At 59.1% G+C, this 23,233-nt stretch carries 23 protein-coding genes; 14 read left to right on the forward strand and 9 right to left on the reverse strand.

Features of this window, described 5'->3' with window-relative positions; all coding sequences use genetic code 11:
* The first annotated feature begins 38 nt into the window (after positions 1–38).
* Positions 39–806, forward strand: a complete 768-nt coding sequence (locus K5R89_RS21815; protein WP_004204630.1) for a class II glutamine amidotransferase — start codon at positions 39–41, stop codon at positions 804–806.
* On the opposite strand, the gene dpaA is transcribed toward K5R89_RS21815, so the two are convergent.
* Complete coding sequence (gene dpaA / locus K5R89_RS21820; RefSeq protein WP_023288503.1) at positions 777–1,517, reverse strand: peptidoglycan meso-diaminopimelic acid protein amidase; 741 nt, start codon at positions 1,515–1,517, stop codon at positions 777–779. The two genes, K5R89_RS21815 and dpaA, sit on opposite strands and share 30 nt — an antisense overlap.
* Positions 1,518–1,928: 411 nt before the next feature.
* Here dpaA and K5R89_RS21825 point away from each other — a divergent pair, with 411 nt between their 5' ends.
* From K5R89_RS21825 to nqrM, 7 genes are read left to right on the forward strand one after another with little or no spacing between them, the layout of a single operon-like run.
* A complete protein-coding gene (locus K5R89_RS21825) occupies positions 1,929–3,272 on the forward strand; it encodes a Na(+)-translocating NADH-quinone reductase subunit A (protein ID WP_049013284.1) in 1,344 nt (447 codons plus the stop codon).
* Positions 3,273–3,275: 3 nt separating this feature from the next.
* Positions 3,276–4,514 carry an NADH:ubiquinone reductase (Na(+)-transporting) subunit B gene (locus K5R89_RS21830; RefSeq protein ID WP_087827268.1) on the forward strand — a complete coding sequence of 413 codons (1,239 nt, stop codon included), beginning with the start codon at positions 3,276–3,278 and terminating at the stop codon, positions 4,512–4,514.
* Complete coding sequence (locus K5R89_RS21835) at positions 4,507–5,301, forward strand: Na(+)-translocating NADH-quinone reductase subunit C (protein WP_032453038.1); 795 nt, start codon at positions 4,507–4,509, stop codon at positions 5,299–5,301. The genes K5R89_RS21830 and K5R89_RS21835 overlap by 8 nt, the downstream gene beginning before the upstream one ends.
* Complete coding sequence (locus tag K5R89_RS21840; RefSeq protein WP_023288507.1) at positions 5,294–5,932, forward strand: NADH:ubiquinone reductase (Na(+)-transporting) subunit D; 639 nt, start codon at positions 5,294–5,296, stop codon at positions 5,930–5,932. The genes K5R89_RS21835 and K5R89_RS21840 overlap by 8 nt, the downstream gene beginning before the upstream one ends.
* 6 nt (positions 5,933–5,938) lie before the next feature.
* Positions 5,939–6,535 (forward strand): NADH:ubiquinone reductase (Na(+)-transporting) subunit E, encoded by a 597-nt coding sequence (nqrE, locus tag K5R89_RS21845; protein WP_004177335.1) that lies wholly within the window; start codon positions 5,939–5,941, stop codon positions 6,533–6,535.
* Positions 6,536–6,547: 12 nt separating this feature from the next.
* Complete coding sequence (nqrF, locus tag K5R89_RS21850; RefSeq protein ID WP_004204637.1) at positions 6,548–7,771, forward strand: NADH:ubiquinone reductase (Na(+)-transporting) subunit F; 1,224 nt, start codon at positions 6,548–6,550, stop codon at positions 7,769–7,771.
* A 2-nt stretch (positions 7,772–7,773) separates the two neighbouring features.
* The gene (gene nqrM, locus K5R89_RS21855) at positions 7,774–7,989 is read left to right on the forward strand and encodes a (Na+)-NQR maturation NqrM (protein ID WP_004204638.1); all 216 of its coding nucleotides are present in this window, start codon (positions 7,774–7,776) and stop codon (positions 7,987–7,989) included.
* Positions 7,990–8,503: 514 nt separating this feature from the next.
* On the opposite strand, the gene K5R89_RS21860 is transcribed toward nqrM, so the two are convergent.
* Complete coding sequence (locus K5R89_RS21860) at positions 8,504–9,364, reverse strand: glycerophosphodiester phosphodiesterase family protein (RefSeq protein ID WP_032453039.1); 861 nt, start codon at positions 9,362–9,364, stop codon at positions 8,504–8,506.
* Between the two features lie 159 nt (positions 9,365–9,523).
* Between K5R89_RS21860 and dinB the strand changes: the two genes are divergently transcribed.
* Together dinB and K5R89_RS21870 are read left to right on the forward strand one after the other, a co-directional pair.
* The gene (dinB, locus tag K5R89_RS21865; protein ID WP_048296767.1) at positions 9,524–10,579 is read left to right on the forward strand and encodes a DNA polymerase IV; all 1,056 of its coding nucleotides are present in this window, start codon (positions 9,524–9,526) and stop codon (positions 10,577–10,579) included.
* A 2-nt stretch (positions 10,580–10,581) separates the two neighbouring features.
* Positions 10,582–11,028, forward strand: a complete 447-nt coding sequence (locus K5R89_RS21870) for a GNAT family N-acetyltransferase (RefSeq protein ID WP_060591685.1) — start codon at positions 10,582–10,584, stop codon at positions 11,026–11,028.
* A 45-nt stretch (positions 11,029–11,073) separates the two neighbouring features.
* Here the strand turns inward: K5R89_RS21870 and pepD are convergent, their stop codons facing one another.
* Positions 11,074–12,531 (reverse strand): cytosol nonspecific dipeptidase, encoded by a 1,458-nt coding sequence (gene pepD, locus K5R89_RS21875; protein WP_023288511.1) that lies wholly within the window; start codon positions 12,529–12,531, stop codon positions 11,074–11,076.
* Positions 12,532–12,788: 257 nt separating this feature from the next.
* Here pepD and gpt point away from each other — a divergent pair, with 257 nt between their 5' ends.
* The 3 genes from gpt to crl all read left to right on the forward strand — a co-directional run bounded on the left by gpt (position 12,789) and on the right by crl (position 15,053).
* Positions 12,789–13,247, forward strand: a complete 459-nt coding sequence (gene gpt / locus K5R89_RS21880; RefSeq protein WP_002889733.1) for a xanthine phosphoribosyltransferase — start codon at positions 12,789–12,791, stop codon at positions 13,245–13,247.
* Positions 13,248–13,352: 105 nt separating this feature from the next.
* A complete protein-coding gene (gene frsA, locus K5R89_RS21885) occupies positions 13,353–14,597 on the forward strand; it encodes an esterase FrsA (RefSeq protein WP_023288512.1) in 1,245 nt (414 codons plus the stop codon).
* A 57-nt stretch (positions 14,598–14,654) separates the two neighbouring features.
* Positions 14,655–15,053: a sigma factor-binding protein Crl gene (gene crl / locus K5R89_RS21890; protein WP_002889793.1), complete on the forward strand. Its 399-nt coding sequence runs from the start codon at positions 14,655–14,657 to the stop codon at positions 15,051–15,053.
* A gap of 96 nt (positions 15,054–15,149) precedes the next feature.
* Here the strand turns inward: crl and csiR are convergent, their stop codons facing one another.
* From csiR to glaH, 6 genes are all read right to left on the reverse strand, one after another.
* A complete protein-coding gene (csiR, locus tag K5R89_RS21895) occupies positions 15,150–15,842 on the reverse strand; it encodes a DNA-binding transcriptional regulator CsiR (protein WP_087827266.1) in 693 nt (230 codons plus the stop codon).
* A gap of 45 nt (positions 15,843–15,887) precedes the next feature.
* Entirely contained in the window at positions 15,888–17,288 is a 1,401-nt protein-coding gene (gabP, locus tag K5R89_RS21900; protein ID WP_050533149.1) for a GABA permease, read from the reverse strand.
* A gap of 135 nt (positions 17,289–17,423) precedes the next feature.
* The gene (gabT, locus tag K5R89_RS21905) at positions 17,424–18,707 is read right to left on the reverse strand and encodes a 4-aminobutyrate--2-oxoglutarate transaminase (RefSeq protein ID WP_032453043.1); all 1,284 of its coding nucleotides are present in this window, start codon (positions 18,705–18,707) and stop codon (positions 17,424–17,426) included.
* A 12-nt stretch (positions 18,708–18,719) separates the two neighbouring features.
* Complete coding sequence (gene gabD, locus K5R89_RS21910; RefSeq protein WP_023288516.1) at positions 18,720–20,168, reverse strand: NADP-dependent succinate-semialdehyde dehydrogenase; 1,449 nt, start codon at positions 20,166–20,168, stop codon at positions 18,720–18,722.
* Between the two features lie 23 nt (positions 20,169–20,191).
* Complete coding sequence (gene lhgO, locus K5R89_RS21915; RefSeq protein WP_087827265.1) at positions 20,192–21,460, reverse strand: L-2-hydroxyglutarate oxidase; 1,269 nt, start codon at positions 21,458–21,460, stop codon at positions 20,192–20,194.
* Between the two features lie 27 nt (positions 21,461–21,487).
* On the reverse strand, positions 21,488–22,465 hold the full coding sequence (glaH, locus tag K5R89_RS21920) for a glutarate dioxygenase GlaH (protein WP_044521136.1): 978 nt from the start codon (positions 22,463–22,465) through the stop codon (positions 21,488–21,490).
* A gap of 466 nt (positions 22,466–22,931) precedes the next feature.
* On the opposite strand from glaH, the gene K5R89_RS21925 reads away from it, so the two are divergent.
* Positions 22,932–23,189: a YjhX family toxin gene (locus tag K5R89_RS21925; protein WP_032453046.1), complete on the forward strand. Its 258-nt coding sequence runs from the start codon at positions 22,932–22,934 to the stop codon at positions 23,187–23,189.
* The last annotated feature ends 44 nt before the right edge of the window (positions 23,190–23,233 follow it).

The raw sequence follows: 23,233 nt of genomic DNA on the forward strand, positions 1-23,233 counted from the left end.
CTTCGGCGCCGTCGTGATTTGTGATGGTGAGGTGATCTATGTGCGAACTGCTCGGGATGAGCGCCAATGTGCCAACAGATATCTGTTTTAGCTTTACCGGGCTGGTACAGCGCGGAGGCGGGACGGGGCCGCATAAAGACGGCTGGGGCATCACCTTCTATGAAGGCAAAGGCTGTCGCACATTCAAAGATCCGCAGCCGAGCTTTCAGTCGCCGATCGCGAAACTGGTCCAGGATTACCCCATTAAGTCCTGTTCCGTCGTCGCGCATATCCGCCAGGCCAATCGCGGGATGGTGGCCCTGGAGAATACGCATCCGTTCACCCGCGAGCTGTGGGGGCGTAACTGGACCTACGCGCACAACGGGCAGCTCAAAGGCTATAAATCGCTGAAAACCGGCAATTTCCACCCGGTAGGTGAAACCGACAGTGAAAAGGCCTTCTGCTGGCTGCTGCACCGCTTAACCGAGCGCTACCCGCGTACGCCGGGCAATATGCTGGGAGTATTTAAGTATATCGCCACCCTTGCGGGGGAACTGCGTGAGAAAGGGGTGTTCAACATGCTGCTGTCGGACGGACGCTATGTGATGGCGTTCTGCTCGACCAACCTGCACTGGATCACCCGGCGGGCGCCGTTCGGCGTGGCAAAACTGCTGGACCAGGATGTGGAGATCGACTTTCAACGCGAGACCACACCCAACGATGTGGTCACGGTTATCGCCACGCAGCCGCTGACGGCCAATGAGACCTGGCATAAGATCATGCCAGGCGAGTGGGCGTTATTTTGTCTCGGGGAGCGTATAGTTTGAGGCCAGCTGCGGCTGGACAACCTCGTGGCTGAGCGGCTTGCTCACCACATAGCGGCCGTCGGTCACTGATACGACCGGCGGTTTGTGGGTTTGCTGGAAATAATCATAGCCAGGCTTCAGCTGTTTCCAGAAATCCGCATAGTAGGAGTATTTGTGGCGTTCCATATTGGCGTTGGTCATGCGGAACGGATAGATACTCACCTGCACGCTTGGCTGACCGAAGACTAAGGCGCCGGTCACGAACTGGAAGATCTCATCGATCCCGCTGTCGGTCATGGCGTAGCAGCCGACAGAGACGCAGTCGCCGTGGATCATCAGGTATTTCCCTTCATAACCATGGGCGCGATCGTAGGCGTTCGGGAAGCCGATATTGATCGCTTTATAGAAGCGGCTGTCGGGTTTGAGCTGGCTGCGGGTGACGTTATAGAACCCTTCCGGACTCTTGAAATCGCCCTGGCGCTGTTTCGGGCCCAGGCCTCCGGAGTAGTTGCAGATCCGATAGCTGTCGAGGAGCTGGTAGGTCTCACCCATTTTGACGTAAAGGTCGAGCATGCGCTCTTCTTTAAAGATCTCAATGTAAACCGGTGAACCCATTAATTGCTGCTTATATTCTTTGCTAACCGGCGTCGTCGGGCTGTTGCTGCTGAGCAGCCCGGCAAATGACATGCACGGCAGCAGAAGCATCGCAATAAATAATGCGATTTTGCGCATACTGCTTGTTCCTTGATAAAACAAAATAGCCACATTGCCAGGACGGCAAGAGAGACCCGAAATCAGAGTTTTCTGGATTTAGAGCGCTCACATTAGCATCACGGCATTTTTTCGCAAGGGCGACGTGGCGGCGTTTACAATTCCGCCTCACTTTATACCCTGCCAGCGACGAAAACACAGTGAGAACTTTGCGCAATAGCTCGCATTTTAGAAGCACTTATTGCCTCTCGCGCTACAGCCGACGCTCACGAAATGTTACACTTGCGCCGGTTCATCACCAGAGTAAGAAAGGATGCTTCTCTTCCGTCCTGAGCGCATCTGGCGCCGTTTCGCCCTTTCTTCTCTGCCATTCTGTCAATAAGCTGGCCCCGGCCTGCGTCGGGGTTGAGGTTACGGATACCTGCTAACGATATGATTAAAATCACAAAAGGGCTGGATTTGCCCATAGCTGGCATGCCATTACAGCAGATTTCTCCCGCGCCAGCGGTGAAGCGCGTCGCGCTACTCGGCGAAGAGTACGTCGGCATGCGTCCCGCCATGGCGGTCAAAGAAGGCGATCGGGTCAAAAAAGGTCAGATCCTGTTCGAAGATAAAAAGAACCCCGGCGTCTGCTTTACCGCCCCGGCGAGCGGGGTCGTCAGCGCGATCCACCGCGGTGAACGGCGCGTGTTGCAGTCGGTGGTGATTGATATCGAGGGCAATGACGCGGTGGCGTTTACGCGTTACGCCGCGGACGCGCTGGCTGAACTGCCGCGCGACACCGTGCAGCAGCAGCTGCTGGCGTCGGGCCAGTGGACCGCGCTGCGCACACGACCATTCAGTAAAACGCCGCTCCCGGGCAGCGTGCCGGCCGCCATCTTTGTCAACGCCATGGATACCAATCCGCTGGCGGCGGAGCCGCAGCCGATTATTCTGGCCGAACGGGCCGCTTTCGACGCTGGCCTTACCGTGCTTACGCGTCTGACCGACGGGAAAGTCCACGTCTGCCAGCCCAGCGGCGGCAAGCTCGGCGGTCATCCTGTCGGCCAGGTCAGTTTTAACCAGTTCAGCGGGCCGCACCCGGCGGGGCTGCCGGGAACGCATATTCATTTCCTCGAGCCGGTGAGCCTGAATAAGCAGGTCTGGCACCTCAATTATCAGGACGCGATCGCCATTGGTAAGCTTTTCCTCGACGGGGAGCTCTACTGCGAACGGGTGATCGCGCTCGGCGGCCCGCAGGTGATATCGCCGCGACTGGTCAAGACGACGCTGGGCGCCAGCCTGGACGATCTGCTGGCAGGCGAGTTGCAGGAGGGGGAAAACCGGGTCATTTCCGGCTCGGTGCTCAGCGGCACCCGCGCCCATGGCCCCCACGCCTTCCTCGGGCGCTTCCATCTGCAGGTGAGCGTGGTTAAAGAAGGGCGGGAAAAAGAGCTCTTCGGCTGGGTGATGCCGGGCAAAGAGAAATTCTCGATTACCCGCACCACGCTGGGCCATTTCTTCAGGCGCAAGCGCTTTCATTTCTCTACCGATACCCACGGCGGCGAGCGGGCGATGGTGCCGATCGGCAACTACGAGCGGGTGATGCCGCTGGATATCCTGCCGACCGTACTGCTGCGCGATCTGCTGGCCGGGGATACCGACAGCGCTCAGGCGCTGGGCTGTCTGGAGCTGGATGAAGAAGATCTGGCGCTGTGCACCTACGTCTGCCCCGGTAAGTATGAATATGGCCCTGCGCTGCGCAGCGTATTAACCCGGATTGAGCAGGAAGGATAAGAGATGGGCTTAAAGCATCTGATTGAAAAAATTGAGCCGCATTTCACGCACGGCGGCAAGCTGGAAAAATATTACCCGCTGTATGAAGCGGCGGCGACCATCTTCTACACACCAGGCCAGGTCACCCGCGGCGCGGCGCATGTGCGCGACGCCATCGACCTCAAGCGGTTGATGATCCTCGTGTGGTTTGCCGTCTTTCCGGCGATGTTCTGGGGGATGTATAACGTCGGGCTGCAGACCATACCGGCGCTGCATAAGCTTTACGGCGCCGAACAACTGCAGCAGGTGATCGCCAACAACTGGCACTATAGCGTCGCCCAGTGGTTAGGGGTGAGCTTCAGCGCCGACGCCGGCTGGCTGAGCATGATGACCCTGGGGGCGGTCTTTTTCCTGCCGATCTATATCACCGTCTTTATCGTCGGCGGCTTCTGGGAAGTGCTGTTCGCTATCGTGCGCAAGCATGAAATCAACGAAGGCTTCTTTGTCACCTCGATTCTGTTCGCGCTGATCGTCCCGCCCACGCTGCCGCTGTGGCAGGCGGCGCTGGGGATCTCCTTCGGGGTGGTGATCGCTAAAGAGATTTTCGGCGGTACCGGGCGCAACTTCCTCAACCCGGCGCTGGCGGGGCGCGCGTTTCTGTTCTTCGCCTATCCGGCGCAAATCTCCGGCGACCTGGTGTGGACGGCGGCGGACGGTTTTTCCGGCGCTACGCCGCTCTCCCAGTGGGCCAGCGGCGGCGGTGAAGCGCTGGTTAACGTCGCTACCGGCATCCCGGTGAGCTGGATGGACGCCTTCCTCGGCAATATTCCGGGCTCGATTGGCGAAGTCTCCACGCTAATGATCCTGATCGGCGGCGCGATCATCCTCTTTGGCCGCGTCGCGTCCTGGCGCATCGTCGCCGGGGTGATGATCGGCATGGTCGCCACCGCTACCCTGTTTAACGTTATCGGCTCCGACACCAACCCGATGTTCGCTATGCCATGGTACTGGCATCTGGTACTCGGCGGCTTCGCCTTCGGCATGATGTTTATGGCGACGGACCCGGTATCCGCCTCGTTTACCGATAAAGGAAAATGGAGTTACGGCGTGCTGATCGGCGTGATGTGCGTACTGATCCGCGTGGTGAACCCGGCTTATCCGGAAGGGATGATGCTGGCGATCCTCTTCGCCAACCTCTTCGCACCGCTGTTCGATTACCTGGTGGTGCAGGCCAATATTAAGCGGAGGAAGTCGCGTGGCTGAGAAGAAAAGTAACGATAGCATCGGCAAAACGCTGCTGGTGGTGCTGGTGCTTTGTCTGGTCTGCTCCATCGTGGTAGCGGGCTCGGCCGTGGGGCTGAAATCCCGCCAGCAGGCGCAGCGGGCGCTGGATAAGCAGCGTAATATCCTGGCGGTGTCCGGCCTGATGCAGCCCGGCATGGATGCTGATGCGGTCGCCGACACCTTCGCGGCGCGCATTTCGCCGCGACTGGTGAATCTGGCGACCGGCGAGCTGCTGGAGAAAGACCCGGCAAAATTCAATCAGGCCCAGGCGCTGAAGGATCCGCAGCAGAGTATGGCGCTGGATGCCAGCCAGGATCCGGCGGGGATTAAACGCCGCAGCAATCTGGCGGAAATCTACCTGGTGCGCGACGCTCAGCAGAAGATTGAGCAGGTAGTGTTGCCCATTTATGGCAATGGCCTGTGGTCGATGATGTACGCCTTCGTGGCGCTGGACGTCGATGGCCGCACGGTGAAAGGCATTACCTACTATGACCAGGGGGAAACTCCGGGGCTGGGCGGCGAAGTGGAGAACCCGAACTGGCGCCAGCAGTTTGTCGGCAAGCAGGTGCTGGATGACAACGGCATGCCGGCGCTGAGAGTGGTCAAAGGCGGCGCGCGCGCTGGTGACCTGCATGCGGTTGATGGCTTATCGGGCGCCACGCTGACGTCAAATGGCGTACAGCACAGCTTTGATTTCTGGATGGGTGAACTGGGCTTTGGTCCGTTCCTGAAAAAGGTGCGTGAAGGAGGGCTGAACAATGGCTGAACAGAGCGAGATGAAAGAGGTGAAGCGCGTGCTGGTGGGGCCGCTCATCGCCAATAACCCCATCGCCCTGCAGGTGCTGGGCGTCTGCTCCGCGCTGGCGGTCACCACTAAGCTGGAAACCGCCTTCGTGATGACCATTGCGGTGACCCTGGTGACGGCGTTCTCCAGCATGTTTATCTCGATGATCCGCCACCACATTCCCAACAGCGTGCGCATCATCGTGCAGATGGCGATCATCGCCTCGCTGGTTATCGTGGTGGATCAGCTACTGCGGGCTTTCGCCTATGAGACTTCCAAGCAGCTGTCGGTATTCGTCGGGCTTATCATCACCAACTGCATCGTGATGGGGCGCGCTGAAGCTTACGCCATGAAGTCGCCGCCGCTGGCCAGCTTTATGGACGGTATAGGCAACGGTCTCGGCTACGGCGCGATCCTGATTATCGTCGGCTTCCTGCGCGAGCTTATCGGCAGCGGCAAGCTGTTCGGTATCACGGTGCTGGAGACGGTGCAGAACGGCGGCTGGTATCAGCCGAACGGCCTGTTCCTGCTGGCGCCGAGCGCGTTCTTCATTATCGGTTTACTGATTTGGGCCCTGCGTAGCTGGAAGCCTGAACAGCAGGAAAAGGAGTAATCGATGATGGCTCATTACATTAGCCTGTTTGTCCGCGCGGTGTTTGTTGAGAACATGGCGCTGGCCTTTTTCCTCGGGATGTGTACCTTCCTCGCGGTGTCGAAAAAGGTCTCCACCGCCTTCGGCCTCGGCGTTGCGGTGACGGTGGTGCTGGGTCTTGCCGTACCGATCAACAACCTGGTGTATAACCTGGTGCTGCGCGACGGCGCGCTGGTGGAAGGGGTAGACCTCAGCTTCCTGAACTTCATCACCTTTATCGGGGTGATCGCCGCGCTGGTGCAGATCCTCGAGATGATCCTCGATAAGTACTTCCCGGCGCTATACAACGCGCTGGGGATCTTCCTGCCGCTGATTGCGGTTAACTGCGCGATTTTCGGCGGTGTGTCGTTCATGGTGCAGCGTGATTACAACTTCCCGGAATCCATCGTTTACGGCTTCGGCTCCGGCATCGGCTGGATGCTGGCGATCGTGGCGATGGCGGGGATCCGCGAAAAGATGAAGTACGCCAACGTGCCTGCCGGTTTGCGCGGGTTAGGGATCACCTTTATCACTACCGGGTTGATGGCGCTGGGCTTTATGTCCTTCTCCGGCGTGCAGCTATAAGGGCGAATAAGTATGGAAATTATTCTTGGCGTCGTGATGTTCACGCTGATTGTGCTGGTGCTGTCGGGGCTTATCCTGGCAGCGCGCTCAAAGCTGGTGAACGCGGGCGACGTGGTTATTGAGATCAATAACGAAGCGGATAAGCAGATCCGTACCCCGGCGGGGGATAAGCTGCTGAACACGCTGTCCAGCAACGGGATTTTTGTCTCCTCCGCCTGCGGCGGCGGCGGCTCCTGCGGCCAGTGTCGGGTGACTATCAAAGAGGGTGGCGGCGATATCCTGCCGACCGAGCTTTCGCATATTACCAAACGCGAAGCCAAAGCCGGCTGCCGTCTGGCCTGCCAGGTCGCGGTGAAGCAAAACATGAAGATTGAGCTACCGGAAGAAATCTTCGGCGTCAAAAAATGGGAATGCGAAGTTATCTCCAATGATAACAAAGCTACTTTCATTAAAGAGCTCAAGCTGCGGATCCCCGAGGGGGAGGTGGTGCCGTTCCGCGCCGGGGGCTATATTCAGATCGAATGCCCACCGCATAAAGTGGCCTATGCTGACTTCGATGTCCCGGATGAATATCGCTCGGACTGGGACAAGTTCAACCTGTTCCGCTACGTCTCTGAGGTGAAAGAGCCGACCCTGCGCGCCTACTCGATGGCTAACTATCCGGAAGAGAAGGGCATCATTATGCTCAACGTGCGCATTGCGACGCCGCCGCCGAAGGTGCCGGATGCCCCGCCGGGGATCATGTCGTCCTATATCTGGTCGCTGAAGCCGGGCGATAAGGTGACGATTTCGGGGCCGTTCGGCGAGTTCTTTGCCAAAGAGACCGACGCGGAGATGGTGTTTATCGGCGGCGGCGCCGGGATGGCGCCGATGCGTTCGCATATTTTCGACCAGCTCAAGCGCCTGCACAGCACACGCAAAATCAGCTTCTGGTACGGAGCGCGCTCGCTGCGCGAGATGTTCTACGATGATGAGTTTGAACAGCTGGCGCGGGATAACCCGAACTTTACCTTCCACGTTGCGCTCTCCGATCCGCTGCCGGAAGATAACTGGACGGGGCATACCGGCTTTATCCATAACGTTCTGTACGAGAACTATCTGCGCGATCATCCGGCGCCGGAAGACTGCGAGTTCTACATGTGCGGGCCGCCGGTAATGAATGCCGCGGTGATTAAGATGCTGAAGGATCTGGGCGTCGAGGACGAGAATATTCTGCTCGACGACTTTGGAGGCTGACGATGCTGACGGTGTTTGTCGCAACCTTTGTGATTTTTGCGCTGGTGATCCTCGGGATGTCGCTGGGCTACCTGGTGAAGCGCAAGAGCATTCAGGGCAGCTGCGGCGGGATCTCCTCGCTGGGACTGGAGAAAGTCTGCGACTGTCCTGAGCCTTGCGACGCGCGTAAGAAACGTCTCGCCCGCGAGGCGCAGCGCCAGCAGCGGCGCATTTTGTAATCTTTGGCCATTTAGGCCTGATGGCGCTGCGCTTGCCGGACCTGCTGCTTCAGTTTTGTAGGCCGGGTAAGGCGCAGCCGCCACCCGGCATAAAGCGGCTCCGTGCCCGGTGGCGCTGCGCTTGCCGGGTCTGCTGCTTCGGTTTTGTAGGCCGGGTAAGGCGTAGCCGCCATCCGGCGAAATAATAGCGCAACCGGAGATGTCCCTGCTCGCGCTGCGCTTAGCAGGGCTACCACTTCTGTGTTATTTCCGGGCAGATTGCGCTCCCAATATTGCTTGTGCGTTATGTCACTCATGGCGCAGGGAGCACACAGGGGGCGGCGGTGATTTGGGACCGTAGGCCGGGTAAGGCGCAGCCGCCACCCGGCATAAAGCGGCTCCGTGCCCGGTGGCGCTGAGCTTGCCGGGTCTGCTGCTTCGGTTTTGTAGGCCAGGTAAGGCGTAGCCGCCACCCGGCAACAACATGCCAGCAACGTGAGGCCGCTTTCGCGGCCTTTTTTAGCCATTGACTCCCTTACTGCCAGCTTTTCGCCTGCGCTGGGGAATCGACCATCACGCCGTCAGCGCCCAGCTCTTTCGCCGTGCGGTAATCTTCCGCACTGTTGATGCCGAAGAAGATAATGTGCGCTTTACCCTGCGAGCGGAAGCAATCCATCGCCTCTTTATCCCAGGTGAGCGTCGCCGGGGAGACCCCTTCCCCAAGGGTGAATTTCTCCACCACCTCTACCTTGCGCTTCAGCTCCAGCCCATACCACTGCTCGCCTTCGCGCTGGCTGGCAGGCTGGCACTGATGGCTGAGCGAAATGCTGGCAAGTCTGGTGCGGGTTTCGCTGCGGGTGACGAAGCGGGGAATAGCCGGCGGCAGCGCGGCGATATAGCGGTCTTCGGTGGAATAGACCCGCACGCGATCGAGGCTGTGCGTAGCTTTTAACACCGCAAGCAGGCGCTCGCCCATCACGGTCGGGTCGGCATCCGGAGATTTAATGTCGATGTAGAAGAACGTGTGCGGCCATTGCTGCAAAACGGCTTGCAGCGTGGGAATGGTGGCCTGCCTGCCGCGCCAGGGGTGGCTATCATCACCCCATTTCCAGCCGGCATCGACTTTCGCCAGCTCGGCGGCGGTCAAACTGGAAACGTTGCCCTCGCTATTGGTCAATGCGGAAAGATCGCTTGACCGGTAGAGCACCGGCACGCCGTCGTGGCTTAACTGCACCGTGACCCAGATGGCCTCGGCGTTATTCTCCAGCGCCAGCTTAATGGCCGGCAGGGTATTTTCTGGCGCATCGCCGGTGCCGCCGCGATGGGCAATCAGCTGCGGGGCGGCCCAGGCGCCGGCGGAGGCCAGCAGGCAAAGTGCGGTAAGTATTTTCTTCATGATTATATCTTCCAGATTTATCGGTTAACCTTATGAAAATAAACATAATTTATTGCAGTTTTATGTTTTAACCGCTTTTCTGGGCGATGAAATAAAAAAAGCATAAAATTCGCAGCGAGTTTTGCTATGCTGTATGGGTATACAGTGTTGAGTCTGACGATGCGTAAAATTATCCATGTCGATATGGACTGTTTCTTTGCGGCGGTGGAGATGCGCGACAACCCGGCGTTGCGCGATATACCTCTCGCGATAGGCGGCAGTCGGGTACAGCGTGGCGTGATTAGTACCGCGAACTATCCTGCGCGTAAGTTTGGCGTGCGTAGCGCCATGCCGACGGCGACGGCGCTCAAGCTGTGCCCGCATCTCACGCTGCTTCCCGGCCGCTTTGATGCCTACAAAGAAGCCTCGAACCATATCCGCGAAATTTTCTCCCGCTATACCTCGCGCATTGAGCCGCTGTCGCTGGATGAAGCCTATCTTGACGTCAGCGACAGCGTGCATTGTCACGGGTCGGCCACCCTGATCGCCCAGGAGATCCGCGAAACCATCGAACGGGAGCTGCGCCTCACCGCCTCGGCGGGGGTAGCGCCGGTAAAGTTTCTTGCCAAAATCGCCTCCGACATGAATAAACCCAACGGCCAGTTCGTTATCGCTCCCCATCAGGTGGCTGAGTTTGTACGGGCGCTGCCGCTGGCGAAAATACCCGGCGTCGGGAAGGTATCGGCGGCGAAGCTGGAAAATATGGGCCTGCGTACCTGTGGCGATGTACAGAACAGCGATCTGGCCATGCTGCTTAAGCGCTTCGGTAAATTCGGCCGTATTTTGTGGGAGCGCAGCCACGGGATTGATGAGCGGGAAATCCATAACGACCGGCAGCGCAAGTCAGTGGGGGTAGAGCGGACGTTAGCGGAAGATATCCATGAATGGTCAGAGTGCGAAGCGATTATCGAAAATCTCTATCCCGAACTGGAGCGCCGGCTGGCGAAGGTCAAACCGGACCTGCTGATCGCCCGTCAGGGTATTAAACTGAAATTCAATGACTTCCAGCTGACCACCCAGGAGCACGTCTGGCCGCAGCTGAACAAAGCGGATCTGATTGCCACCGCGCACAAGGCCTGGGATGAGCGCCGCGGCGGACGTGGCGTGCGCCTGGTTGGGCTCCACGTGACGCTCCTCGATCCGCAGCTGGAAAGGCAGCTTTTATTAGGGATTTAACCATGCACATTCGTCCTTACCGCGACAACGATTTACCACTGCTCTGTCGGATATTCCTGCGCGCGGTGCGGGAAACGGCCAGCCGGGACTATACTCCGGCACAGATTGCGGCCTGGGCGCAGGTGGATGAGACGCGCTGGCGGCAAAAGCTGGCTGATGCAAACGGGCTGGTGGCGGAGATAGAGAGTCAACCGGTTGGCTTTATCACCGCCATCGGGACGCATATCGATTTGCTCTTTGTCTCGCCGGATCACGGCCGGCAGGGTATCGGCGGCGCGCTTATCGAGGCGCTCTGCGCTCAGTATCCTGCGCAAATCCTGACGGTGGACGCCAGCATTACCGCGAGACCCTGTTTTACGGCCCATGGCTTTAAGGTGGTGGCTGAGCAGCGGGTGGCGGCGCGCGGGGAGTGGTTTATTAACTACCGGATGGAAAGCGCGGGACGCTAAGGTGAGGGGGAGAAACCGGCGGCGGGCTGCCGCCGGTGGTGGGGCTTATTTAGCCGGAATGGCTTTCAGCAGCTCGGTCAGCAGCGTCCAGTACTGGCCGACGCTCTCGATATGGACCTGCTCATCCGGGGAGTGCGGACCGGTAATGGTTGGCCCGATGGAGACCATGTCCATCTCCGGATACGGTTTTTTGAACAGGCCGCATTCCAGACCGGCGTGGATGATCTGGATGTTCGGCGTCTTGTTGAACAGACGCTGGTAAGTCTCGCGCACCAGGTGCATCACCGGCGAGTTGGCGTCCGGCTGCCAGCCAGGGTAAGCGCCTTTGGCTTCGGTTTTCGCCCCCGCCAGTTTACCCAGAGATTCCAGCATGCTGACCACATAGTCTTTGCCGCTGTCGATCAGCGAGCGGATCAGGCAGTGGATCTGCACGTTGTCATCGGTCATGGTGACGACGCCGACGTTCAGCGAAGTTTCCACTACGCCTTTCGCCACGTCAGAGTTGCGGATAACCCCGTTCGGCGTGGCGTTCAGCAGGCGGATGAAACCGTCGCGGGAGGCCTGAGTCAGCGCCGCTTTGTCGTTCTCTACCGCTTCCAGGAGCACCGCCAGGTTCTTCTCTTTGGCCGCCAGCTCGTTTTGCAGCAGCGCTTGGTAAGTATTCACCAGCGCTTTCAGCGCATCGGCTTTATCCGCGGCGACGGCGACAGTAGCGTATGCTTCCCGCGGGATGGCGTTGCGCAACGTACCGCCGTTGAAATCAACCAGACGCAGATCCAGCTCATCGGCATGACCGGCAAGGAAGCGCGACAGCAGCTTGTTGGCGTTACCCAGACCGAGATGGATGTCACCGCCGGAGTGGCCGCCCTTCAGCCCTTTTAAGGTCACTTTAAAGCTCTGGAAACCGGCCGGAATCGCTTCGCGGGTCAGCGCCAGGTTTGAGGTGAAATCGATCCCGCCGGCGCAACCCATATAGATTTCGCCTTCTTCTTCGGAGTCGGTGTTGATCAGGATATCGGCCTGCAGCCAGTTGGCCTGCAGACCGAAGGCGCCGTCCATACCGGCTTCTTCGGTCATGGTCAGCAGCACTTCAAGCGGGCCGTGAGCGACGCTGTCGTCGGCCAGTACCGCCAGTGCGGACGCCATCCCGATACCGTTGTCCGCGCCCAGCGTGGTGCCGCGCGCTTTCACCCATTCGCCGTCAATGTACGGCTGGATCGGATCTTTGGCGAAGTCGTGGACGGTGTCGTTATTTTTCTGCGGCACCATATCGAGGTGCGCCTGCAGCGCTACCGGCTTACGGTTTTCCATACCGGCAGTCGCGCCTTTACGAATCAGAATGTTGCCAACCTGGTCGCGTTCCGCGTGTAAGCCTTTTTCTTTTGCCCAACCCATAATGTGCTCGGCGAGCTGTTCTTCGTGATAGGACGGGTGCGGGATGGAGCAAATCTTGGCGAAAATATCCCAAAGCGGCTGCGGGGATAGTTGAGACAGTTCAGACACGGTAAGTCTCCTTACAGACTCCTGCATACAGCGGTTGCAGGACGAGGGTTAGCGTTAAAATACACAACAAGCCCGGGCTTGCGCGATGGGGGTGAGAATACCACTTTCCACCGCCGCAGGTAGTGTAAACAACGCAAAAAGCGTTGCGCAAACCGCTTAACACTGGTTTTTAGTGCGTCAGATCTCTATAATCTCGCGCAACCATTTTCCCCCTCGAACATTATTTAAGCCGTATTACACAGGCTGGGACACTTCACATGAGCGAAAAATACGTCGTCACCTGGGACATGTTGCAGATTCACGCCCGCAAACTGGCCAGCCGTCTGCTGCCGGTTGAGCAATGGAAAGGCATTATTGCCGTTAGCCGCGGTGGACTGGTACCGGGAGCCTTACTGGCGCGTGAACTGGGCATTCGTCATGTTGATACCGTATGCATCTCCAGCTACGACCATGATAACCAGCGCGAGCTGAAAGTGCTGAAACGTGCGGAAGGCGATGGCGAAGGCTTTATCGTTATCGACGATCTGGTGGATACCGGCGGGACCGCCGTGGCGATCCGCGAAATGTATCCCAAAGCGCACTTCGTCACCATTTTCGCCAAGCCGGCAGGCCGTCCGCTGGTGGATGATTACGTGGTTGATATTCCGCAGGATACCTGGATTGAACAGCCGTGGGATATGGGCGTGGTGTTTGTACCGCCTATCGCAGGTCGTTAATTCTTCAGGACAGTGCTATTTACCACGCCCGGCTTGCCGGGCGTGGTTTTTTTTATCCTCTAGCAGGTTACAATATCCGGAGTGGCACTACGACGGAGACTGCACATGTCACAGGCTAACCTCAGCGAAACGCTGTTTAAACCTCGCTTCAAACATCCCGAAACCTCTACGCTGGTGCGCCGGTTTTCTGCCGGAAAACCCCAGGCGATGCAGTCAGCGCTGAGCGGCAATCACGTCGAACACTGGTACCGTCTGATCAATCGCTTAATGTGGATCTGGCGCGGCGTAACCCCGCAGGAGATCCTTGATGTGCAAGCGCGCATTGTGATGAGCGAGGCCGAACGAACGGATCCCGAGCTGTTCGATACCGTCATCGGCTATCGCGGCGGCAACTGGATCTTTGAGTGGGCGAAAGAGGCGATGCAGTGGCAGCAAAAGGCCGGCCAGGAAGCCGATCCTTTGCTGAGCGGCCGCCACTGGCTGCATGCTTCGAACCTGTACAGCATTGCCGCTTATCCGCATATTAAAGGCGATGAGCTGGCGGAACAGGCGCAGGCTTTAGCCAACCGGGCGTATGAAGAGGCCGCCCAGCGGCTGCCTGGCGCCCTGCGCGAGCTGGAGTTCACCATCCCTGGCGGTTCGCCGATCACCGGCTTTTTGCATATGCCGAAAGGCGAGGGGCCGTTTCCGACGGTGCTGATGTGTGGGGGGCTGGACTCGCTGCAGACGGATTATTACAACCTGTATGAGAACTACTTCTCACCGCTCGGCATTGCCATGCTGACCATTGATATGCCCTCCATCGGCTTCTCGTCAAAATGGACGCTGAATCAGGACACCAGCCTGCTGCATCAGCACGCGCTGCGCCATCTGGAAAATGTGCCATGGATCGACCATACCCGGGTCGCCGCCTTCGGCTTCCGTTTTGGCGCCAATATCGCGGTGCGTCTCGGTTACCTGGAGCCTCAGCGGCTGAAGGCCGTAGCCTGTCTGGGGCCGGTGGTCCACGGTCTGCTGGTGGATCCTCTGCATCAGGGGCGCGTGCCGGAGATGTACCTCGACGTGCTGGCCTCGCGGCTGGGCATGCATGACGCGTCCGATGAAGCGCTGCGCGTGGAGCTCAACCGCTACTCGTTAAAAACCCAGGGACTGCTGGGGCGCCGTTGCCCGACGCCGATGCTCTCCGGCTTCTGGAAGGACGATCCGTTCAGCCCCGAAGAGGAGTCGCGGTTAATCACCTCGTCATCTGCCGATGGCAAACTGCTGGAGATCCCGTTTAACCCGGTGTATCGCAATTTTGATCACGCATTGCGACAGATCGCCCGCTGGATCAACCATAGATTTGGTTAATTTATTGCTAAATTCTATTGGTTTGGTAAAACAGTTGCATCACTAAAGGAGATCGCAATGACGTTACCGAGTGGACACCTGAAAAGTAAGTTGATCAAGAAATTCACGGCGCTAGGGCCTTACATTCGCGAAGAGCAGTGCCATGACAACCGTTTCTTTTTCGATTGCCTGGCAGTTTGCGTCAACGTTAAGCCCGCACCGGAGAAGCGTGAATTCTGGGGCTGGTGGATGGAAATGGAAGCACAAGAGTCACGTTTCACCTATAGCTACCAGTTTGGCCTGTTCAATAAAGAAGGGTCATGGCAGGCGGTCGACATTGACGACCCGGAAGTGAGCGACAGACTGGAAAAAACGCTGCGCGAGTTTCACGAGCGCGCCGCAGCGCTGCTGACCACCTTTAATCTGAAGCTGGAACCGGCCGACGATTTCAGCGAGCCGGTTCGCCTGCGCGCCTGATTGATCTACAGATACGATTTCTCCACGCCCGTGCGGCGTGGAGGAGCGTGACGAAGACTTTGCCGCCCCACCCGCACTCTCCACCCGCCACCTGGCTCACACTGCCTGCGGCTGCAGCTTGCCGGCCATCGCCTGCTGAATAATCGGGATCGGCGTCAGTAAGTGCTCGCGCATCAGCGCGCTGGCCTGCTCGGCGTCGCGCGCCAGAATAGCGTCCACCAGGGTCTGATGCTGGACATGCTTATCTTCCAGCATCTCCACCGACAGGACGGTGGTGCGCAGCCAGATAAAACGGTAGCGGGCTGCCAGATCGAAGAGCCGCTCGCGCATTTGCAGCAGATACTGCGAACCGCAGCCGGCGACGATGGCGGTGTGAAACGCCTGGTGGCGCTGGTCCCACTCATCGAGTAAGCGCTCACTTGCCTCGCACGACTCCAGCTTGTTGAGCAGATGGGCGCGGGCCAGCAGCTCCGCCTCCCACTCATCGCCGCCGCGCTCGATGGCGAGGCGCACCAGCATGGCTTCCATGTTGGCGCGCGCGTCGAAGATATCGAGAAGCTCCTGTTCCGACATGGGCGCCACCCGATAGCCTTTCTGATTGACCACCGTCACCAGCCGCTCGGCCACCAGCTGCGAAAGCGCCTCGCGCAGCGGACCGACCCCCAGGGCATAGCGCGAGGTCAACAGGCTCATCCGCAGCTTCTCATCGGGTTGGTAGATCCCGCGGATGATGTCGTTTTTTAACCAACGGTACCCGTCAATGGCCGTCGCCTGGGAAATGGCGGTCATGATCTTACTCCTGAATACTCTTCCCGGCGGGGGCCGGGAACAGGGTTAACGCGTATTTTGCAGCGGCAGTTTTTGCCACAATACCAGCTTTTTCCAGCGCGACATAATCGGTACCGTACAAATAATTCCCAATGCTAACAGGCCGGTAGAGATCACCTCCAGCTGCTGCGCCGGACGGAACAGCATCACCACCAGCACGAAGGTGATAAAGGCGATCACCAGCCAGGTCAGGTACGGATAGAGCCACATTCTGAGACGGATCTCGCCGCCTTGCGCCTGAAGGATTTTACGCATCCGCAGTTGCGAAACGGCGATCACCAGATAGACCAGCAGGGCGATGGCGCCGGAGCTGTCGATGAGGAATTTAAACACCTTGGCAGGCGCGTAGTAGTTCACCACCACGGTGAGGAACGCCGCGCCGGTGGAGAGGAGCACCGCCACGTACGGCGTTTTGCTGCGGTTGGTCCGCCCCATGAAGGCCGGCGCATCGCCGCGGCGGCTCAGGGAGTAGAGCATCCGCGAGGCGGTATACAGCGCCGAGTTCAGACAGCTGGTGACCGACAGGAGGATCACGCCGTCCATAATCAGCTTGGCATAGGGAATATGCAGCAGCTCGAGCACCGAGCGGTAGGAGCCGATGCTCTTCAGCCCCGGCATATTCCACGGGATGAGGGCGACGACGATAAAGATCGAGCACAGATAAAAAATAGAGATACGCCAGATCACCGAGTTGGTGGCGCGCACGATATGTTTATCCGGAGTATCTGATTCGGCGGCGGCAATGGTGACAATCTCCGCGCCCATAAACGAGAACATGGTGATCAGCATCGCGCTGAGCACCGCGCCGAAGCCGTTGGGCATAAAGCCGCCGTGATCCCACAGACGCGAAATGCCGCTCACCTCGGCATAGGGATAAAAACCGGTAATGGCGACCGCGCCCAGTACGATAAACGCCAGAATAGCGACCACTTTGCACAGCGCCAGCCAGAACTCGAATTCGCCGTAGTTTTTGACGCTCAGCAGGTTACTGCCGGTGAGGGCGAGGGTGATGACCAGAGAGAACAACCACACCGGGACGCCCGGCACCCATGAATGCAAAATAATCGCCGCGATATTGGCTTCCAGCGGAATAACCAATACCCAAAACCACCAGTACAGCCAGCCGATGGTATACCCCGCCCAGCGGCCGATGGCTTTATCGGCGTAGGTGGAAAAGGAGCCGGTATCCGGCGTGGCGACCGCCATTTCGGCCAGCATACGCATAATCATCACCACCAGTAGCCCGGCAAACAGATAGGCCAGCAGCACCGCCGGGCCTGCCTCGGCAATGGCGACGCTGGATCCGACAAATAAACTCGCGCCGATCACCCCGGCGATAGATAACATCGTGACGTGGCGCGACTTCAGCCCCGCCCCTAAATCCTGTGATTGCGACAGTTGCCCCATCATTTACCCTCTCGAAGTGTGTCACCTGGGAGAGCGCCCCGACATTCCCGCGCCGGGGCACGCGTATTATTGTTGTTTTGCAGGTCTCGTCTTTATTCCCTTACTAACGTACTTCGTGTCCGCATGTCTGGTGTGCTATGCCTGTTTCGCCTCGGTAAAGCAGTCGGCGATGATCTTCAGCCCCTGCTCGATCTGCGCCTCTTCGATGGTCAGCGGCACCAGGATGCGCAGCACGTTGTAGTACGGTCCGCAGGAGAGCAGGATCAGACCTTTGTCGCGCGCCCGGGCGACAATATCCGCCGTCAGCCTGGCGTTCGGCCTGCTGTGGTCGCCCTCTTCAAATAGCTCAATGGCGATCATCGCTCCCAGACCGCGCACGTCGCCGATCTCCGGATGATCTTCAGCGATCGCCAGCAGGCCCTGGCGCAGGGTATCGCCGAGCTGGTTGGCTTTTTCCAGCAGATTCTCCTGCTCGAAAATCTGCAATACCGCCAGGGCGGCGGCGCAGGCGATGGGGTTGCCGGCGTAGGTGCCGCCCAGTCCGCCCGGGGCGATGGCGTCCATCACCTCCGCGCGGCCGGTGACGCCCGCCAGCGGGAAACCGCCGGCGATGGATTTGGCGAAGGTGGTGATATCCGCCGCGACGCCCATCTGCTCCATGGCGAACAGGGTACCGGTGCGACCCGCGCCGCTCTGTACTTCATCGGCGATGAGCATAATGCCGTGCTCGTCGCACAGGGCGCGCAGGCGCTGCATAAAGGCCGGGGAGGCGGCATAGAATCCGCCTTCACCCTGCACCGGCTCGATAATGATGGCGGCGATATCTTCCGGCGCGGCATCGTTTTTGAAGATACGATGGATGCTGGCGATCGCCTCGTCATCGCTGACGCCGTGCAGCGCGCACGGATAGAGGGCGCGATAGACGTGACCCGGCATTAATCCCATACCGGCGGAGTATGGATTCACTTTACCGGTCAGCGACAGGGTGTAGTGAGTGCGGCCGTGATAGGCGCCGGTGAAGGCGATCGCGCCGCTGCGCCCGGTTGCCGCGCGGGCGATCTTCACTGCGTTCTCCACCGCTTCCGACCCGGTGGTCACTAGCAGGGTTTTCTTGGCGAAATCACCAGGCACCTTCTGGTTCATCTTTTCGCACAGTGCCAGGTAGGGCTCGTAGGCCAGCACCTGGAAGCAGGTATGGGACAGCTTTTTCAGCTGGTCCTCCACGGCGGCGACAATCTGCGGATGCAGGTGGCCGGTATTGAGCACCGCGATACCGCCGGCAAAATCGAGATATTCCCGCCCTTCGACGTCCCACACCCGGCAGTTCTCCGCGCGCTCGGCGAAGACAGGATGGATCTGGCCGACGCCGCGCGGGACCGCGTCGTTGCGACGCGCCATCATTGCTTTATTGCTGTTCATCCGTCACTCCTGTTAAAGGCCAATACACATGTATTTGATTTCTAAGTAGTCTTCGATGCCGTACTTCGACCCTTCGCGGCCGAGGCCGGAGGCCTTAACGCCGCCGAACGGAGCGACTTCGGTGGAGATAATTCCGGTATTGATGCCGATGATGCCGTACTCCAGCGCTTCGCCGACGCGGAACACACGGCTCAGATCGCGGGCGTAGAAATAGGCGGCGAGACCGAACTCGGTATCGTTGGCCTGGGCAATGACGTCGGCTTCATCTTTAAAGCGGAACAGCGGGGCCAGCGGGCCGAAGGTCTCCTCTTTCGCCACTTTGGCGCTGTCGGGCACGTTGACCAGGATGGTGGGCTGGAAGAAGTTGCCGCCCAGGGCGTGCGGTTTGCCGCCGGTAACCACCTTTGCGCCTTTGGCGATGGCGTCGGCAATGTGTTCTTCAACTTTGGCGACGGCTTTCTCGTCGATCAGCGGGCCGGTCGTGACGCCCTCCTGCAGGCCGTCGCCGATGCGCAGTTTTTCCACCGCCTGCTGCAGCTTCTCGGCGAAACGGTCATACACCCCGTCCTGGACGTACAGGCGGTTGGCGCAGACGCAGGTTTGCCCGGCGTTGCGGAACTTCGACGCCAGCGCCCCCTCGACGGCTTTATCGAGATCGGCATCGTCGAAGACGATAAACGGCGCGTTGCCGCCCAGCTCCAGGGAGACTTTTTTGATGTCTTTCGCGCACTGCTCCATCAGCTGGCGGCCAATCTCGGTCGAGCCGGTAAAGGAGAGCTTGCGTACCAGCGGGTTGCTGGTCAGTTCGCCGCCAACCGCGCCGGCTGAGCCGGTGACGACGTTGAACACCCCGGCGGGGATCCCGGCGCGATTCGCCAGTTCGGCCAGCGCCAGCGCGGAAAACGGCGTCTGGCTGGCCGGTTTCAGGACCATGGTGCAGCCCGCGGCCAGCGCCGGGCCCGCTTTGCGGGTGATCATCGCCGCCGGGAAGTTCCACGGGGTGATGGCGGCGGTGACGCCGATGGGCTGCTTAATCACCAGCAGGCGCTTGTCGGCCTGGTGGCCCGGAATGGTGTCGCCGTAAATGCGTTTACCTTCTTCGGCGAACCATTCAATAAAGGAGGCGGCGTAACTGATTTCGCCTTTGGCTTCCGCCAGCGGTTTCCCCTGCTCGAGGGTCATCAGACGGGCGAGATCGTCCTGGTTCTCCAGCATGAGATCGAACCAGCGGCGCAGAATATTCGCCCGCTCTTTGGCGGTGAGGGCGCGCCAGGCGGGAAGGGCGCGGTTAGCGGCTTCGATCGCTTGTCGGGTTTCGTCAGCGCCCATTTTCGGCACGCTGCCGAGCTGCTCGCCGTTGGCGGGGTTGGTCACCGCAATCACGTCGCCGTTGGGCGCATCGCGCCACTGACCATCAATCAGCGCCTGCTGGCGAAACAGAGTCATATCGTTGAGTTGCATAATCGCTTCCTGTCTTCAGGGGGTTAACGGGTAAAAGCGGCGTGTAGTGTCTCCACGCTACGTGCCGCACGCAGCGTGCGTCCGGGATTGCTCTGGCTGGCCAGCAGGGTCTGCACCTTGCTGACGATATGCGCGCCGATCGGGATAGCCGACGTCGCCGCGGGTGACGGCGCGTTACAGGTGTGAATGGAACGCGCGGTGGTGACGAAGAGAAAATCGTCGATCAATTTGCCCTGCGGCGATACCGCCTGCGCCCGCACGCCGGCCGGCCACGGGCGCAAATCGCTTAATGTCAGGCTCGGGCAGTATTTCTGCACCAGCCGCAGATAGCCGCTTCGGCACAGCGAATTTTTCATTTCGCCCAGCCCGGAGCGCAGGTTGTTTTGCAGTACCCGGCGAATGCCGGGCGAGGTAAGGATCTCCAGGGTATCGGCCAGCGAAATATCGCGTTTGCGATAGCCTTCGCGCTTCAGGGCCAGCACGGCGTTGGGGCCGACGGTGACGCTGCCGTCGATCATGCGGGTCAGGTGGACGCCGAGGAACGGCATCGCCGGATCGGGGATCGGATAGATCAGATGGTTGACGATCTGATTGTGCTGCGCAGCGAGCTGGAAATACTCCCCGCGGAACGGGCAGATGATAAACCCGGGATCGACGCCGAGCATTTTCACCAGTCGATCGGCCATCAGCCCGGAACAGGTAATCAGCGTCGAGGCCTCATACTCGCCGCCCTGGCGGGTGTGGACGACCACGCCGCTGGCATGTTCTTTCAGGGCGCTGACTTCGGCGTTGTAGACGATGGCGCCGCCTTTCGATTCGAAGTTCTTCGCCATCGCCGCCGCCACGTCGCGGTAGCTGACGATGCCGCTGGAAGGGACGAAGATCCCGCCGAGTCCGCTGATGTTCGGTTCGCGCTCGCGCAGCTCCCCGGCGCTCAGCCATTCCCGCTGCAGGCCGTTGGCGGCGGTGCGATCCCACAGGGCGCGCATCCGCTCCATCTCCAGCGGCGAGGTGGCGACCAGCATCTTGCCGCAGACGTCGTAGCGGATGCCGTTCTGCTCGCAAAAGGCTTTGGTGGCGCGGTTGCCGGCGAGGCAAAACTGCGCCTTGAGGCTGCCGGGCGTGTAGTACACCCCGGCGTGGATCACGCCGCTGTTATGGCCGGTCTGATGGCAGGCCGGGCCGGCCTCTTTTTCCAGCAGCGCAATGCGGGCGTCCGGGTAAATGTCAATTAACTGCATGGCGGTCGACATGCCGATGATGCCGCCGCCGATAATCACGAAATCATACATCCGCTCAATTCCTTCGCCTGAAAACCCTTATTGATGAGTCTGGTAATGATTCGTGGAATACGCAAAGTAGCCGCGCTGGCGCATCAGCTCGCGGCGCAGGTCCGGGTGCGGCGTAAAGCGGTCGCGGCCGTGCAGCCAGAACAGGTTGTTTATCAACAGAAATTTGCCTACCGGAACCGGTACAGAAAGAATGTTTTTGCTGGTCTCCAGCGCGTCGGAGAGGCGGCTCAGCCAGGTGCCTTCTTCGAAATCTTTCGGCTGGACGAACTGGTCGATATAGCGCATCACCGGGCGACCCAACTGGTCGACGTCGAATACCGGGTGGAAGACATCTTTGCTGACGTTTTTGCTCGGCGGCGCGGCCCAGCGCATCGGGCGGCGGGCGAGCGGGTCGCGGAAGAATTCGTCGAGGTGCTCCCAGTCGTCGAGATGCAGCAGCAGGGAATTGCCGCCCTGCATGTTCTGCTCGTCGATCTTCATCATCAGCACATAGTCGGTTTGCTCTTCGACGTAGGTGCCGTCGTTGTGCAGCTCCATCACCCGGTGCGGCTGGCGCAGATAGCTGTCGGAGTTATCGACGTTTTTCACCACGAAACGGGCGTAATACTGGCCGCTCATGGCGTCGAAATTGGAACGGCCAATCAGGTGCGCCACGGCGGTGGCCAGCTTGACCATCTCCTCGGCCTGGCTGACGTTATCGATCCCTTCGCCGTTGATCAGCAGCGCGCCTTCCGCGCGGTCGAGCAGCGTTTTGATCAGCAGCGGCTGCAGCTGGTTGCCGCACAGATCGTCGAGGATCTTGCCCACCTGGAAGCGTAAGAAAGATTTGTACTCCAGCGCCTGCACCGGCCACTGCGCGACCTGCTGCAGAAACTGGGCGGTGGTGTCGGCGGAAAAGGTGAGCTCCAGCAGGCGCGGCGACTGGGCGGAAGGGGCGACGGTAAAGCCAGGGAAGTGTTGAGCTAACGGCGCGGATGTCGGTTTTACTGCGGTCAGGGCGTTCATCAGGATCGTTCCTCGCAATGGAATGGAAGGTCAGGGTGATGTTCATTTCGTAGCCATAAATTAAAAATATCTACATTTTTATAAAATGCGTACGAAATGGCCTTTTTGTTTCTATTTTGTGATCTGACAACAATTATTTAACAATGCGAGAGAGATAAGGCGGTGGTTAACGTTGAGGAACAAAGCGGGGGGCGGAAAAGGCAAAATGCCGGGAAGGCTGAGGGTAAATCATAACGCCGATCACAGTTTTTAATCTGTGCAATACCCTTACCAGATGAAGGTGTTAACATTCAGCCGGTAAATACCTTTCAATGCTCACCGAGGCTTCGATGCTGGAGAATGTCATTATCAGATAATCAGCTTCCCGACCTGCCCAGGCCGGACTGATTATCGCTGCGCTTAAACCTTACGCACACACCTGCGGGTGTAGGCATGTTTTCGCACATGATAATGAACAGGTTTCAGTATGAATTTATCCCGTCAGGAACAACGGACCTTACACGTACTCGCCAAAGGTGGCCGTATTGCGCACGTCCGCGATACCTCCGGCCGCATTACCGCCGTCGAATGCTACACCCGGGAAGGGCTGTTGCTGAGCGACTGCACCCTCGCGGTCTTCAAAAAGCTCAAAACCAAGAAGCTGATTAAGTCGGTGAATGGCCAGCCGTACCGGATCAACACCACCGGTTTGACCAACGTTCGCGCGCAGGCGGACAACCGCTGATATAGCGACCCGGGCAGGGTCGCTGCCCGGGCGTATGGCTCTCA

Origin of the sequence: Klebsiella sp. TF21-TM, from assembly GCF_019753495.1 — a bacterium.
Lineage (GTDB): Bacteria > Pseudomonadota > Gammaproteobacteria > Enterobacterales > Enterobacteriaceae > Klebsiella > Klebsiella quasipneumoniae.

Excerpts from the sequence above, each read along its gene's own strand:
- K5R89_RS21815 (WP_004204630.1), top strand. The coding sequence starts at position 39 with ATGTGCGAACTGCTCGGGATGAGCGCCAATGTGCCAACAGATATCTGT.
- dpaA (WP_023288503.1), bottom strand. The coding sequence starts at position 1,517 with ATGCGCAAAATCGCATTATTTATTGCGATGCTTCTGCTGCCGTGCATG.
- K5R89_RS21825 (WP_049013284.1), top strand. The coding sequence starts at position 1,929 with ATGATTAAAATCACAAAAGGGCTGGATTTGCCCATAGCTGGCATGCCA.
- K5R89_RS21830 (WP_087827268.1), top strand. The coding sequence starts at position 3,276 with ATGGGCTTAAAGCATCTGATTGAAAAAATTGAGCCGCATTTCACGCAC.
- K5R89_RS21840 (WP_023288507.1), top strand. The coding sequence starts at position 5,294 with ATGGCTGAACAGAGCGAGATGAAAGAGGTGAAGCGCGTGCTGGTGGGG.
- nqrE (WP_004177335.1), top strand. The coding sequence starts at position 5,939 with ATGGCTCATTACATTAGCCTGTTTGTCCGCGCGGTGTTTGTTGAGAAC.
- nqrF (WP_004204637.1), top strand. The coding sequence starts at position 6,548 with ATGGAAATTATTCTTGGCGTCGTGATGTTCACGCTGATTGTGCTGGTG.
- nqrM (WP_004204638.1), top strand. The coding sequence starts at position 7,774 with ATGCTGACGGTGTTTGTCGCAACCTTTGTGATTTTTGCGCTGGTGATC.
- K5R89_RS21860 (WP_032453039.1), bottom strand. The coding sequence starts at position 9,364 with ATGAAGAAAATACTTACCGCACTTTGCCTGCTGGCCTCCGCCGGCGCC.
- dinB (WP_048296767.1), top strand. The coding sequence starts at position 9,524 with ATGCGTAAAATTATCCATGTCGATATGGACTGTTTCTTTGCGGCGGTG.
- K5R89_RS21870 (WP_060591685.1), top strand. The coding sequence starts at position 10,582 with ATGCACATTCGTCCTTACCGCGACAACGATTTACCACTGCTCTGTCGG.
- gpt (WP_002889733.1), top strand. The coding sequence starts at position 12,789 with ATGAGCGAAAAATACGTCGTCACCTGGGACATGTTGCAGATTCACGCC.
- frsA (WP_023288512.1), top strand. The coding sequence starts at position 13,353 with ATGTCACAGGCTAACCTCAGCGAAACGCTGTTTAAACCTCGCTTCAAA.
- crl (WP_002889793.1), top strand. The coding sequence starts at position 14,655 with ATGACGTTACCGAGTGGACACCTGAAAAGTAAGTTGATCAAGAAATTC.
- csiR (WP_087827266.1), bottom strand. The coding sequence starts at position 15,842 with ATGACCGCCATTTCCCAGGCGACGGCCATTGACGGGTACCGTTGGTTA.
- gabP (WP_050533149.1), bottom strand. The coding sequence starts at position 17,288 with ATGGGGCAACTGTCGCAATCACAGGATTTAGGGGCGGGGCTGAAGTCG.
- gabT (WP_032453043.1), bottom strand. The coding sequence starts at position 18,707 with ATGAACAGCAATAAAGCAATGATGGCGCGTCGCAACGACGCGGTCCCG.
- gabD (WP_023288516.1), bottom strand. The coding sequence starts at position 20,168 with ATGCAACTCAACGATATGACTCTGTTTCGCCAGCAGGCGCTGATTGAT.
- lhgO (WP_087827265.1), bottom strand. The coding sequence starts at position 21,460 with ATGTATGATTTCGTGATTATCGGCGGCGGCATCATCGGCATGTCGACC.
- glaH (WP_044521136.1), bottom strand. The coding sequence starts at position 22,465 with ATGAACGCCCTGACCGCAGTAAAACCGACATCCGCGCCGTTAGCTCAA.
- K5R89_RS21925 (WP_032453046.1), top strand. The coding sequence starts at position 22,932 with ATGAATTTATCCCGTCAGGAACAACGGACCTTACACGTACTCGCCAAA.